The organism is Ignavibacteria bacterium (genome assembly GCA_036262055.1).
GTDB lineage: Bacteria > Bacteroidota > Ignavibacteria > Tepidaquicellales > Tepidaquicellaceae > DATAJP01.
Map to the genome: position 1 here is coordinate 64,259 of DATAJP010000001.1, position 13,941 is coordinate 78,199.

The 13,941-nt window shown below is 35.9% G+C and carries 15 protein-coding genes; 7 read left to right on the forward strand and 8 right to left on the reverse strand.

Going from position 1 to position 13,941, the window contains the following annotated elements:
* The first annotated feature begins 4 nt into the window (after positions 1-4).
* A complete protein-coding gene (locus tag VHP32_00270; GenBank protein HEX2786313.1) occupies positions 5-1,528 on the forward strand; it encodes an FAD-dependent oxidoreductase in 1,524 nt (507 codons plus the stop codon).
* Positions 1,529-1,540: 12 nt separating this feature from the next.
* The gene (locus VHP32_00275) at positions 1,541-1,882 is read left to right on the forward strand and encodes a hypothetical protein (protein HEX2786314.1); all 342 of its coding nucleotides are present in this window, start codon (positions 1,541-1,543) and stop codon (positions 1,880-1,882) included.
* A gap of 32 nt (positions 1,883-1,914) precedes the next feature.
* Here VHP32_00275 and VHP32_00280 read toward each other — a convergent pair whose 3' ends face one another.
* The gene (locus VHP32_00280; GenBank protein ID HEX2786315.1) at positions 1,915-2,817 is read right to left on the reverse strand and encodes a T9SS type A sorting domain-containing protein; all 903 of its coding nucleotides are present in this window, start codon (positions 2,815-2,817) and stop codon (positions 1,915-1,917) included.
* Between the two features lie 299 nt (positions 2,818-3,116).
* Between VHP32_00280 and VHP32_00285 the strand changes: the two genes are divergently transcribed.
* The 4 genes from VHP32_00285 (at position 3,117) to VHP32_00300 (ending at position 6,934) form a co-directional block, all read left to right on the forward strand.
* Positions 3,117-4,478 (forward strand): acyclic terpene utilization AtuA family protein, encoded by a 1,362-nt coding sequence (locus VHP32_00285; protein ID HEX2786316.1) that lies wholly within the window; start codon positions 3,117-3,119, stop codon positions 4,476-4,478.
* Positions 4,479-4,564: 86 nt separating this feature from the next.
* Positions 4,565-5,011 carry an NUDIX domain-containing protein gene (locus VHP32_00290; protein ID HEX2786317.1) on the forward strand — a complete coding sequence of 149 codons (447 nt, stop codon included), beginning with the start codon at positions 4,565-4,567 and terminating at the stop codon, positions 5,009-5,011.
* Positions 5,012-5,021: 10 nt separating this feature from the next.
* Entirely contained in the window at positions 5,022-5,963 is a 942-nt protein-coding gene (locus VHP32_00295) for an NAD-dependent epimerase/dehydratase family protein (protein ID HEX2786318.1), read from the forward strand.
* An 86-nt stretch (positions 5,964-6,049) separates the two neighbouring features.
* The gene (locus tag VHP32_00300) at positions 6,050-6,934 is read left to right on the forward strand and encodes a DMT family transporter (protein ID HEX2786319.1); all 885 of its coding nucleotides are present in this window, start codon (positions 6,050-6,052) and stop codon (positions 6,932-6,934) included.
* A gap of 72 nt (positions 6,935-7,006) precedes the next feature.
* Here the strand turns inward: VHP32_00300 and VHP32_00305 are convergent, their stop codons facing one another.
* Together VHP32_00305 and VHP32_00310 are read right to left on the reverse strand one after the other, a co-directional pair.
* The gene (locus VHP32_00305) at positions 7,007-7,741 is read right to left on the reverse strand and encodes a PEGA domain-containing protein (protein ID HEX2786320.1); all 735 of its coding nucleotides are present in this window, start codon (positions 7,739-7,741) and stop codon (positions 7,007-7,009) included.
* A gap of 201 nt (positions 7,742-7,942) precedes the next feature.
* Positions 7,943-9,106, reverse strand: a complete 1,164-nt coding sequence (locus VHP32_00310) for a PQQ-binding-like beta-propeller repeat protein (protein ID HEX2786321.1) — start codon at positions 9,104-9,106, stop codon at positions 7,943-7,945.
* 164 nt (positions 9,107-9,270) lie between these two features.
* On the opposite strand from VHP32_00310, the gene VHP32_00315 reads away from it, so the two are divergent.
* Positions 9,271-10,689, forward strand: a complete 1,419-nt coding sequence (locus tag VHP32_00315; protein HEX2786322.1) for a tetratricopeptide repeat protein — start codon at positions 9,271-9,273, stop codon at positions 10,687-10,689.
* A 61-nt stretch (positions 10,690-10,750) separates the two neighbouring features.
* Here the strand turns inward: VHP32_00315 and VHP32_00320 are convergent, their stop codons facing one another.
* From VHP32_00320 to VHP32_00340, 5 genes are all read right to left on the reverse strand, one after another.
* The gene (locus tag VHP32_00320; protein HEX2786323.1) at positions 10,751-11,419 is read right to left on the reverse strand and encodes an ATP-binding cassette domain-containing protein; all 669 of its coding nucleotides are present in this window, start codon (positions 11,417-11,419) and stop codon (positions 10,751-10,753) included.
* Positions 11,419-12,375, reverse strand: a complete 957-nt coding sequence (pdxA, locus tag VHP32_00325; GenBank protein HEX2786324.1) for a 4-hydroxythreonine-4-phosphate dehydrogenase PdxA — start codon at positions 12,373-12,375, stop codon at positions 11,419-11,421. The genes VHP32_00320 and pdxA overlap by 1 nt, the downstream gene beginning before the upstream one ends.
* Positions 12,376-12,463: 88 nt before the next feature.
* Entirely contained in the window at positions 12,464-12,811 is a 348-nt protein-coding gene (gene rsfS, locus VHP32_00330; GenBank protein ID HEX2786325.1) for a ribosome silencing factor, read from the reverse strand.
* Complete coding sequence (locus VHP32_00335) at positions 12,811-13,293, reverse strand: LytR C-terminal domain-containing protein (protein HEX2786326.1); 483 nt, start codon at positions 13,291-13,293, stop codon at positions 12,811-12,813. Before VHP32_00335 ends, rsfS begins: the two co-directional genes overlap by 1 nt.
* Positions 13,294-13,326: 33 nt before the next feature.
* Positions 13,327-13,809, reverse strand: a complete 483-nt coding sequence (locus VHP32_00340; protein HEX2786327.1) for a hypothetical protein — start codon at positions 13,807-13,809, stop codon at positions 13,327-13,329.
* Positions 13,810-13,941 lie beyond the last annotated feature (132 nt).

The window sequence follows — 13,941 nt, forward strand, 5'->3', positions numbered from 1 at the left end:
ACAAATGAAAACTACATCAATTTGGAAAGCAACAGCAGATAAACAAATTAATTTTCCTCCTTTACAAAAAGATATAACCGTCGATGTTGCGATAGTCGGCGGCGGCATAACCGGGTTGATGTCAGCACTTTTTCTAAGCGAAGCAGGAAAAAAAGTTGCGGTCTTTGAAGCTCTGAATGTTGGCTTAGGAACAACCGGTTACTCAACGGGCAACTTATATTCCATTGTTGATGAACACTTATCAAAAATAAAAAGTAAATGGGACAAAGAGGTGATGATAAATGTTGTTAAATCGAGAAGCCGGGCTTTAGATTTGATAGAGCAAACCATTAATAAATTTGGGATAGAATGTGATTTTGCAAGACAGCCGTTTCATTATTTTGCCGAGAAGCTTGATGATTATGCAGTTGAATTTTTAAACGAGGAACATACTACTGCGCAGGAAGCGGGTTTGAATGCAACATTAACGTCTGATATACCTTTGAATTTTCCGGTTGAAAGAGGATTGCGAATTGAAAACCAGGCGCAGTTTCATCCTTTGAAATTCATTCGCGGACTTGCAGAAAAGGTTTCAGACAAGTTTATGATTTTTGAAAATACAAAAATTGAAGAAATTGATGAAGATAATATAACGTTAAAGACGGCATCCAATACCATTAAGGCAGATAAGATTATTATTGCAACCCATACACCAAAAGGAATTTTTGCCGTGCAAAGCTTCATGGGTCCTTACAGAGAATACGGAGTTGCGGGAACTTTGAAATCGGGAAATTACCCGCAGGGAATTTTCTGGCAGGTAAGCGAAGGCAAAAAACATTCCGTAAGGTCGTTTAATGATAACGGAAAAAATTATATTATGGTTATCGGTGAAAAGCATAAAACAGGTCAGGAAGATGACAGCACAAACCGTGAACAAAGGCTTGAGAAATATCTGAAAGTGAGATGTGACATAGATACGTTTGAATACAGATGGGGAGGCCAGCATTACCGTTCGGCAGATGGATTGGCATTTATCGGGCAATCATTCATGACAGATGATACATATATCGCAACGGGATTTGCAACAGATGGCTTGGTTTACGGAACGCTTGCGGCAATGATTATCAAAGACCATATTCTTGGAAAGCGTAATGAATATTTTGAAATGTATAACTCACGAAGAATCACTCCGTTAAAATCTGCGGCTTCGTTCATTAAAGAAAATATTAATGAAGTAATTCAATATTTAAAAGATTATCCGGGTAATGCTGATGCTGATGAATTTTCCGAAGTAAAAAAGGATGAAGGAAAAATCATTGAAATCAAAGGAGAGAAATGCGGAGTATATCGTGATGAAGATGATAAGCTTCATATTGTCTCAGCAGTTTGCACTCATATGAAGTGCATAGTGAACTGGAACAACCTCGAGAAATCCTGGGATTGTCCCTGCCACGGAAGCAGATTCAATTGTAAAGGAGAAGTTATCGAAGGACCCGCATTTTCGGGTTTAACTCTTCTTACTGAAACAAAATTAAAAAACAAAAAATAAAAAGGAAGCGTTATGGTTTACACAATCATTGTAGTTTTCTCGCTAGCAGCAATTTTCGGAATAACATTGCTGTCATTTGTTTTGCGCAGTAAAGAAACACCAAAGGCAGTTGTGTTCATGCACGGTCCGGTTGCGGCAATCGGATTGATACTCCTGATTTATTATGTTGCAACGACGGGAGCAAATCTTGTTACGAGCATTGTATTGTTTGTAATCGCAGCACTCGGCGGAATAATTTTAGTCTCACGTGACTTTATGGGGAAGCCGATTCCCAAATGGCTCGCAGTCGTGCACGGATTGATTGCAGTAAGCGGATTTGTGTATCTGCTGAACTATGCGTTTAATATAGCATAGTCAATTTACAATTTGCAATGTGCATTTAACAATTACTTTACCAGCAGCATTTTTTTGGTTTCAGTAAGATTATCTGTCTGGAGTTTATAAAAATAAACTCCGCTCGGGAAATTTGATGCGTTCCATTGAACTTGATATTCTCCCGTGTTCAAATTTTCCGAAACTAAAGTCTCAACTTCACGTCCGATTAAATCATAAATTTTCAAACTGACAAATGATGATTTAGGAATCTGAAATTTTATTTTTGTTGAAGGATTGAAAGGGTTGGGAAAGTTTTGAGAAAGTTGATAATCGTGTGCAATATTTGAAATATTTGTTATGTTTGTTGAACTTGAATTGGTATCGCCGTATACAATATTATCAATAACACACCCTGTTAAACTTAAATTGGATGAAGCATAAAATCCTGAACCACCACTATTGGTAGTTATACTGTATAACCCAAATTTTTCCGAATAATGCCTTGTATTGGAATAAAAACCCGGCCCTCCTCCTATACCATAATATAATTTTTTTAACTTTGTTTGAATACCAAATATCGAAGATGTATTTGTATCTAAGCAAACACTATAAGTATTAAACCAACAAGAATTTGAGAATTGGCTTTTGTCTACAAGTAAAGAATCTATTAATATTTCATGGCTATATTGACGACATCCTATGGAATCAAAGGCATACAGATTTCCATCAAAAGAATCAAGTCGTAACCAATCATTGAAAACACCTTGGACATAATAATATTTTTTCTGTTCAATTATAGTATCTCTAACAATTTTCATAGTTCTTCTTGTGTTAGTAGTGCCACTAGGATTCGTATATGTATATTGATAAACAAAAATATTACCAATTTTTAACGGGAAATACTTGTAATATTCGGAAAAAGCTGATTGATAAACTAAAATGATAAATGAAATAATTAATATTATTTTTTTCATGGCGGTGATATTATTTTTTTAGAACTTATTCATTCTATGTTGCGCTATGAAAATTTAGATAAATTAAATTTAAAATCCAAAGGAAATAGATGCTTATTAACACACCCCGTCTCCGATTTAATCGGAGCCACCCCTCTCAAGAAGGGATTTTTAAAGAAAATGCCAGATAGTTTTCTAAATTGTTACAGAGAAGCAATTTAGGTAAATTACAGCTTCCTTTTAAAATTTCGTTACAATTTCATATAAGTTTTATACAAATTCATTCAATAATTAATATTAATAATATTTCGAACAAATAAATGAAAGAAAAGATTAGAATTGCGTCAGGGCAGGGATTTTGGGGTGACCTTATCGATGCTCCTGTTAAACAGGCATCGGGCGGACCCGTTGACTATATAATGATGGACTATCTCGCCGAGGTGACGATGTCGATTTTGCAAAAACAAAAACTGAAAGACCCGAATCTTGGTTATGCGAGGGACATTCCCGTTTTGATGAATCGTTTGCTTCCATTAATTAAAGAAAAAGGTTTTAAGGTCATAACAAACGGCGGGGGAGTGAATCCGATTGCATGCCGTGATGCGGTTTTTGCAGTTGCAAAAAAACTCGGCATAAAAGATTTGAAAATCGGTGTAGTACTTGGTGATAATATTCTTGATAACATAGATAGTCTCATTTCAAAGGGTGTTGAGCTGAAAAATATGGAAAGCGGTGAGAGTGTGAAAACCGTTCGCGATAAAATTCTTAGCGCAAATGTTTATCTTGGTGCAGCCGGTGTTGTAGAAGCGTTGAAACAGGGAGCGGATATTGTTCTGACGGGAAGAGTAACAGACACGGGGCTTACACTTGCTCCTATGATTCATGAGTTCGGATGGGACATGAATAATTTTGATTTGATGGCAGCGGGTACCGTTGCGGGGCATATACTTGAATGCGGCGGACAGGCAAGCGGGGGAAATTTTTTGGGTGACTGGCGCTCCGTGTCTGATATGGCGCGAATCGGTTTTCCGATTGCGGAAGCTTTTCCGAACGGTGAAGTGATTATTACAAAACATGAAAACACAGGCGGACTTGTTTCGGTTGAGACTGTCAGCGAACAACTTGTATATGAAATCGGTGACCCGAAGGATTATATTACACCTGACTGCATTGCTGATTTTACTTCAATTCATCTTGAACAGGTTGGTGAAAATCGTGTGAGAGTTCATGGAGTAAAAGGATTGCCTGCGACTCCGTTTTATAAAGTTTCGATGTCTTATCTTGACGGGTATAGTGCGTTTGGTTCGCTGACTTACTGCTGGCCTGATGCATTAGATAAAGCAAAAGCGGCTGATGAAATTTTGAGAACGCGGCTTTCTGATTTGGGATTGAAGTTTGATGAAGTGCGTTCGGAGTTTCAGGGATACAATGCGTGCCACGGTCCGATTGCAAATAAAATCGATGACCCGAATGAAGTTGTATTGAGAATCGGGGTGCGTTCTCAGGATAAAAAAGCAATTGAGAGATTCGGGATGGAAATTGCTCCGTTGATATTAACGGGACCTCCGGGAGTAACGGGATTTGCGGGCGGCAGACCTAAGCCGTCGGAAGTCGTTGCATACTGGCCTGCGTTGATTCCGAAAAAAGAAGTGGAATATAAGGTTGTGGTTGAAGGTTTGTAAATACTATAGCCGCAAAGCCACAAAGCCGCAAAGTTTTTTAAAAATTTTTCTTCGCGTATTAGAGTCTTTGATACAAATAAAGAAAAATGAATTTTATAATTCATGTAAGCTCGGTTATAACGGATGGTGATAAAATTCTTCTTGTAAAAGAAGGGAAGCAAATTCTTTATAATTTGTATAATCTTCCCGGAGGACATCTTGAAAAAAATGAATCATTCATTGAAGGAGCGCTAAGAGAAGTTAAAGAAGAAACCGGACTGACAGTTGAGATTGATTATTTGATAGACATAGTTGTGACACGAAGCGATAATTATTACATCAATTTTGTTTTTCATGCAAATTATTTATCATGTGAACCCGTACCGTTAGAAGGAGAAATTCAAGAATGTAAATGGTTTACAGTTAATGAAATTCTTAATATGCCGGATGAAAAATTAGTGAGACCAAACAGATTTAAACAGATAATAAACGATTATATTAACGGCAAAAGAACTGATTTAAATACATTTGTTAATTTTGTAAAAGCTAAATAAAAAATTTTTAATGGAAAATATTCTTGTTATTGGTTGTGCGGGGCAGATTGGCTCGGAATTAACTCTTGCATTAAGAAAAGTTTACGGTGAAAATAATGTATTTGCTACGGATATACGCAAAGCACCGAAGGAAATTACACATTCAGGACCGTTTCAAATACTTGATGTGATGGATGAAAAAAGATTGATTCATTTTGTTATCAGATATAAAATTACGCAAATATATCTGCTCGCGGCAGTGCTATCGGGAAATGCGGAAAGATTACCGCTTCAGGCGTGGGATATAAATATGAAAAGTTTGTTGAACGTTTTGGATTTATCACGTGAAGTAGGGATTAAAAAAGTTTTCTGGCCCAGCTCGATTGCGGTTTTTGGCGACACTACTCCTAAAACAGATACACCGCAATTAACAATCATGGAGCCGAGCACGGTTTACGGAATCAGCAAACTCGCAGGGGAAAGATGGTGCGAGTATTATCATAATAAATTCGGGATGGACATTCGCAGCGTTCGATACCCGGGCTTGATAAGTTACAAAACAGAAGCAGGCGGCGGAACGACAGATTATGCAGTTGAAATTTTTTATGATGCGGTTGAAAAAAAATCTTACGAATGTTTTCTCAAGCCAGACACGACACTGCCGATGATGTTTATGCCTGATGCGATTCGCGGAACGATTGAGCTTATGGAAACCGAAGAAAAAAATCTTTCAATACATTCTGCATATAATATTGCAGGAATTAGTTTTGATCCTGCTGAACTCACCGATGAAATAAAAAAGTTCATACCTGATTTTTCGATTACATATCAACCCGACTTCAGACAGAAAATTGCCGACTCATGGCCGAAAAGCATAGATGATTCAGTTGCAAGAAAAGACTGGGGCTGGAAACATGAGTATGATTTGAATAAGATGACGAAAATAATGCTTGAAGAGATAAAGAAAAAATAAAAGATATAACCCACGAATGACACGAATTTCGCAAATTAATTTAAGGTTATTTTTTAAAAATTGCTTTGTGCAAATTAGTGAAATTAGTGGGTAACATTTCTTCAAATCATAAACGTGGTTTAATATTAATCTCCCTCGCGGCGCTGATATGGAGCACGGGAGGTTTGTTCATAAAAGTTCTTACTCTTGATGCATTTCAGATTGCTTTTTATCGTTCGGTTATTGCCGCCATCACAATTTTTTTCATCGCGAAATTTAAGTTTAAAAAAATAGATTTTGAGTTTGATAAAATTTCTAATCTCTGCGCAATAACATATTCGGGAATTTTGATTTTATTTGTTGCTGCAACGAAACTCACCACTGCGGCTAACGCAATTTTTTTGCAATTCACCGCTCCTATATATTTGCTTTTTCTTGAACCGATTTTTCTTAAGACGAAATTCAAAGTCAGCAATCTGATAACTATTTTCTTTTGCTTTATCGGGATGGTTTTATTTTTCTTCGGAAGATTGGAGTTTGGCGATATTACAGGAAACATTTTAGCAATTTGCTCGGGAATCTGTTTTGCGCTGTTCTCACTTTTTTTAAAATGGAAAATGAAGCTTCACAAAAAAGTTAATACGCTCGGTAATGTCATCTTGGGTAATGTACTTGTCGGGGCGATTTGTCTGCCGTTTATTTTCAGCAAGCTGTTTATAAATATGGACCAACTGCTGATTCTTTTATATATGGGAATTTTTCAGATTGGCATCAGTTACATGATTTTTAATGAAGGAATAAAATATGTAAGCGCGACTGAAAGTATGATTATCGCAATGCTTGAGGCGGTGTTTAATCCCATTTGGGTTTTTCTAGGGGTGGGTGAAGTACCGTCAACATATGCGATAATCGGGGGTGTGATTATTTTTGCAACAATACTTGTGCATAATTTTGCTTCGGTGAAAAAAGAAAAGATGAGAATAGTGGAGTAACACACCCCGGCGCTTCGCGCCACCCCTCTCAAGAGGGGATTTTTTATCTTCGCGGGAATGACATCCTTAAATTTATTTTATAAAAAGATAATATATCAATCCTGCAAGGGCAGCTTGCATTAAGCCAATCGAGACATAAAAATAAACATCTTCTTTATTTGACTTGTCAAGTAATGTTACATCTTGTGTTCTGACATATTCATCATAATAATTATTGGCAACGGTCTTTGTGCGGTATGCGGCAAAGCCCGTTCCCAAAACTGCTGCTGAAAATAAACTTATCATCGGCAAGTTTCTTGGCGACTTGAATTGCGTTTGCCTGTCTTTCATAACTTCTGAAATGTTTGCCTCACCATTTGTTTTCCTTAGCTTTGCGAAATAATCATATTGATTATTTACTATCGAAAGCTCCTGATTAAAAAATCCATCTTTTTTGAAAAGCAGTTTCCCTGTGAGAGAAGTTTCACTTAAATAACGCAATGGGGTTAAACCGAGGAAAATATTGTTGTTCAAAACCTGAGCGTTATCAGGGTCGGTGTCGATAAAATAATAATATCTGAAATTTACCGTTAATAATGTATCAGCCGTTAAATTTATTTTTACTGATTTTATTTCCTCATCCCAGTCTTTGTAGTTGGAGCTTTTCATTATATTGATTTCATATTCCCCTTGCGGAAGTTTGTAATTTATAAGTGGAGTGTATCCGATAATGTTTGTATCAATTTTGACGATACTGCTGTCAAAATTGGAGTAGATGGTGAGGGTGTGTTTTGTTGAATCATCTTGAGAGAAAGCGTTATTAGCCAATAAAATTATTGCAAAGAAGAAAATTTTATTTAGAATGTTGAATTTCATGTGGTAAAGAATGGGATTCCCGCCTGCGCGGGAATGACTTCGTTTTTTTATCCTCCGAATGGGGATATTACACACCCTGTCTCCGACTTTGTCGAAATCACCTCTTTCAAGAGGAGAATTTTTTGTTTTACGTTTGCTGTTTTACGTTTTATGTCATTCATACTTAAAGCAATATATCTCTTTGTTTTCGCAGGCGATGAAGAGAAAATTTTTCCAGACAAGCGGAGATGCTTTCAGGCGTGACTCAAAGGACATTTCCCAAAACTTGCTTCCATCATTTGTGTTTAGTATATAGAAATTTCTATCAAGTGAGCTGATAAGAATTTTATCATTTACAACTAACGGCGAGCCGTTTATTGTTCCTGCGGTTTTAAACTGCCAATTTTCATTTCCAGAATTTACGTCAAGCGAATGTATAACTCCGTCAACTCCGGAAACGATAACATTGTTTCCATAAAACGAACATGAAGAAATAAAAGTAGTGTTCAAATCTTTTTTCCAAAGTAGAGAACCGTCGAGATTCATGCAGTAAATATTTTTATCATCTGAACAGACAAATAATTTATTATTATATATAGAAGGGTCAGAATAAACCGGGGCATTTGTTTTGTAAGACCAGTTAATTTTTCCTGTTTGTTTATTGAGGCAATAAATAAATCCGTTTACGTTGCAGACGATTACGTTATTTCCATTTACAACCGGAGATGAAAAAAAAGGTTTCAAGCCGAGAGAGTCTGATGCAGTGTTTTCAAACTGCCAGACTAATTCACCTGTTGTTAAGTTTAATTTATATGTTGCCGAACCGGTTGAGCTTACATAAACAAATTCGCTGTCAATAACCGGAGAAGTTCTAATCATGCCAAGATTTTTTCTCCAATTTTCACTACCTGTTTTCAAATTGTAGCTCAGTATAGAGCTTTCAGGGTCACCGTCGAATGTAAGAATAATTTCGGAGCTTGAATATGCAGGGCAGTTGGGTGCGCCGCCGATTTTTCCGAATTTCCCAAGGTTTTTTCCCGTTGAAATATCGACTGCATACATATCACCGCGAAGCGTTGAAGTAAATAAAATTGCGTCTGCTGCAATCATTGCAGTTTTCGGAAAACCTGCATCGGCATTAAATGTCCATATTTGACGGATGTTTTGTGATGATATGGAAGTGAACAAGTTCTGGTTCGTATTCTGCGGATTTCCGCCTCTTTGAAGCCAATCATCGGCATTTACTTCAATCCTGTCTTTAATTTTGACTGATGAGCAGCTAAAGAAAAAAATGAGGGTTAAAAATGTTAAGAGAAGAGCAACAACGCTGTTTTTCATAAAAATCTCTCTAACGGGAATTATTAATATAGAATAAATTATTTTATAAAAAAATTCTTTTTTTACCTGTAAAATATCTGGTAAAAATTTTTACATATATGACTAATTACTTGACTTAGTAGGTGCTTTTATCTAATTTAATTCAAACAAACAAAGGAGTGCAAATGAATGAATTCGATGATCTCGATTATTTCGAGGACAGCGATAGTGATAATGAAGGCACGGGTTCTTATGATAAAAACGGGGGAAATTCCAAAAATAAAAAGCGAAAATTCGACATTAATAATCCTTCTGACCCAGAGCTTCTTGAAGAATACATAACCGAGCTTTTCGACAAACAAGAGTTTGACGAAGCTTTAATTCACATTAATAAATACATAGAATTATTTCCTTATTCATCAGAGATGTGGCATAAAAAAGCTCTGATACTCGACGGCATCGGAAAGTTTGATGAAGCAATTGAGTATTACGACAAAGCAATTTTACTGAATCCGAATGATACTGAGATTCATTTAAACAAGGCAATCACTCTCGAGAATCTTGAAAAATACGAAGACTCTATTCAAACACTTTTAAACGTAATGACTATGGAACCTGATAACACAGAAGCCATTTTTAATCTTGGCTTAACATACGAAAGAATTGAAAAATATAATGAAGCCGCAGAGTGCTTCAGAAAAGTAATCTGTCTCGATAACACACACAAAGATGCATATTATGAACTGGGATACTGCTACGATTTTCTTGATATGCTTGAGGAATCTATCATAGCATATAAGAGACACCTTGATTTAGCTCCGCTCAATTATAATGCGTGGTATAATCTTGGTATTGTGCAGAACAGGATGGGCAGATTTATGAAAGCAATTGAAAGTTATGAGATGTCAATTGCAATTAGAGAAGATTTATCACCGGCATGGTATAACATGGGCAATGCTTATGCATCGCTCGGAAGATTATACAAAGCAATCGATTGCTATAATAAAGCACTTGAATTAAAAAACGAAGACCCTTATTGCTATCATAACATCGGAAATGCTTATGAGGAAATAGGCGAGTACAGAAAAGCGATTGATTACTTTACAAAATCAATCGTTCTTGACCCGAAAAATTACGAATCATTTTACGGTAGAGGAAACTGTTATTATTGTCTCGACGAATATGAAAAGGCAATAAATGATTTTAATTCATCGCTTGTGCTTTGCAAGGATTTTTCTGAAATCTGGTATTCAAAAGCCGATGCAGAACTTGCAATGGGAAAAACTGCAGAGGCATTGAAAAGTTATGAGAGAGTTGTAAAGCTCGAAGCTAAAAATTTTGATGCATGGTTTGATTACGGCTGCGCATTGGTTGATACAAAAAGCTTTACAAAGGCAATCAGCGCTTTTGATAATGCAATAAAGCATAATCCTAAATGGGTCGAGCCATACTACGAAAAAGCAAAAGTATATTTTCTTTCCGGTGATTATGCAAAAGGAATTGAAATGCTTGAAGAAGCATTCAAGATAAAACCTGAAGATAGATTTGATTATGATATTAACAGCGGCTTTGAAAAAGTAATGAAGTTTTTAATGAAGAAGTAATCTTTTAGAATGCAGAGGTAAATTTTGTGCCATTCTGATATTCAGGAGGGCACATTTTTTTTTACACCTTTAATTTCACTTCGAAGAGTTTGTGCTCCTTAATCTGAATAATTCTTTTATCCCGCATCTTACGGACAATCTCAAAATTGTGAGTGGCAAATATTACCGCAGTGCCTTTCATGTTTATTTCATTTATGAGCTTAACAATTTCGAGTGAAATAAACGGGTCAAGGTTTCCGGTTGGCTCGTCTGCAATAAGCAACTTTGGCTCGGTAATCATTGCTCTTGCAATTGCAGTCCGCTGAAGCTCGCCTCCGGATAAATCATGCGGAGAATCTTTAAGCTTATCCATAATTCCCAGCTTGGATGAAATATCGTAAACTTTCTTTTTAATCTTATCAGGTTTTTCTCCTGCTATATATAAAGGAACGGCAATGTTTTCATAAATATTGCGGTCATACATAAGCTTAAAATCCTGAAAAATAACCCCGATTTTCCTGCGCAAATAAGGCGTATCGCTTTTTTCCATCTTTGCAAAATCAAAGTCTTCAAAAACAATATCTCCTTTTTGTGGAAGAACGTCTCTATATATAAGCTTGAGCAGAGTAGTCTTTCCTATTCCGCTTTCACCAACGAGAAAAATAAATTCACCGTAGTTAATAAATAAATTTATAGATTTAAAAATTTCTTTTGCGGGATATGAAAATGATACGTTTTCTAATTTAAGCATTAATGATTTTTGTTTTCAGAAATCTTTGCAGCAAGCTTTATAGCATTTACCGTGCTGTTAATATTTGCTTTACCTTCGGCTGCGATATCGAATGCAGTCCCATGGTCAGGAGATGTGCGAACTATACTTATGTTGCCTGTATAATTAACACCTGTTTCATAAGCCATCATTTTAAAAGGGATAAGTCCCTGGTCGTGATACATTGCAATAGTCACGTCAAATTTTTTATAAGTTTTATTGCCAAAATAACCATCTGCAGCAAAAGGACCTTCAATATTAAAACCTGCATTTTTTAGTTTAGTAATTGCAGGCGCAATGATTTTAATTTCTTCGTTTCCTAAAACTCCGCCGTCACCCGAGTGCGGATTAAGAGAGAGGACCGCAATCTTTGGTTTTTTAATATTGAAGTCACGGACTAAAATATTATTCGTTAATATAACCTTATCAATAATTCTTTTTTGTGATATTTTTTTTGCAGTGTCTTTTAAGGAATTATGTCCCGTGACAAGCGAAACGATTAATTTATCAGAGTACAAAATCATTAAGGGCGAGCATTTTGTTAATTTGCCGAGCATTTCAGTGTGACCGTCGAATTTATATCCTGCCAGATTCAATGAATATTTGGAAATTGGCAGAGTGACCATAGCATCAAATTTACCCCTCAAACATAATTCAACAGCTTTCTTAATTGCTAAACCGGAGAGTTTTCCGCAGGATTTATTGGTTTTGCCCGGTTTGAATAAGACACCGGATTTTATTTCAACGACTCTATCTGATGGAATTTTTGGAAGAGATAATTTTTTCGAATAAAAATCCAGAATGGATTTTTTACCGATTACGGTTAAATCAAACTTTGATGCAATGGATTTTCGAGAAAAAATTTTAAGTATAATTTCAGGTCCGATGCCCGCTGGGTCTCCGATTGTTAATAATATTTTAGGCAGAATTTTTGGCAAGATCCTAGAGGTTGTAATTACAATAAAGACCGGGATTCCCGCCTTCGCGGGAATGACTTCAAATAAAATATTAAATGACTAAAAAATATTACTTGTCCTGAACTTCTTCTATCACTGCATCACCCCACAATCCTTCGAGATTATAGAATCTGCGTGTTTGATTCAAAAATATATGTGCAACAACATTAACATAGTCGAGCAGTACCCAGCTTCGGTTAGTATAACCTTCGCTGTGCCATGCGCTTTCTTTTACTTTTCCAAGCTCGTTATCAATATGGTCGGCTATTGCCTTAACCTGAACGTCTGATGAAGCTGAACAAATTACAAAAAAATCAGTAATAGTAGTAAGCTCTTTTAAATCCATTATTACAACATCTTCTGCTTTTTTATCAAGCATTAACTGCGCAATTTTATCTGCTAATTCTTTTGGCTGCATTATTTTTCAGTAAAAGGTTTTAGTTCTTTATAATCTTTTCCGATTACAACAGATGCATCGATATAAAGTTCAGGATTTATCTGTTGTATGATATTCTTTTCATTCACACCGAGTGATGCTGCAATTTTTTTACATTTAAGATTATTTCCTGTTCTGTCTATTATAAGTGTTTTCGGTTCATCGTTTGACTGGTAGTTTCCATAATCAACAACGTCAAATCCCTGTTTGCGCAGAAAATCGGTGAAAATGCCTGCAACTCCGCTCTGGCTTGTGCCATTGAGAACCTCAAGCTGGACAGTCAGATTCGGCTGATTAGTTTTTACTTTTGTCGTGTCAGATAATTTTTGCTGCGGAGGGATATCTTTTCCGGAGTTTGCATTCATTATCAGCGAGAAACCAAGATAAGCACAAACTCCGAACAAGATTATAATTGCAATATTGAGAATATAATTAAGAACATTTTTTTTTGTTTCTTCTTTCAAATCTTCGCGATTCTTTTTCAGTTCGAATAAATATTAATCATCATACCTGTTGTAAAAAGGATTGTAATAATAATCATCCATCTGATAGCTGTTCATGTTTCTGAACTGAACTCTTATGAACGCATTATCGGCAACTTTATAATCCACATCAAGACGCGACAATGAAATTCCGTTTAAGTCATCTCTGAGCATCTGGCTGTATGAACTTCCGAACTGGCTGCTCGCAAAAGGAGAGTATTGCATTGTTATGTCGGCTCTCACGTTCAGCTTATCATTGATTTTATAATTCAATGAGTTTGTATAAGATGCAATTGAGATGTTCCCATACTTAGAAGAAACCATTGAGAAATTCAAGGAATGCTTCATCGAAAAATTATTCGGATTAAAAATACCGAGAATGAGATTATTTGTATTTTTATTTAAACCTCCGAGTTTTACGTCATCAGGTTTTTTTTGAGCTGAAACGCCGGTGGACAGGGAGAGTATAAGTGCTGATATTAACAGGATTTTCTTCATTATAAGTGTTTGGTTAATTTTAGTGAATTATAATCAATTTTTTAATGAAAATATTAATGCATACTTAATTAAAGTAGGTATTTTTATATAAGTTTCACCGTTTTTATGAGTAAATAAGATACTTGGAAGATA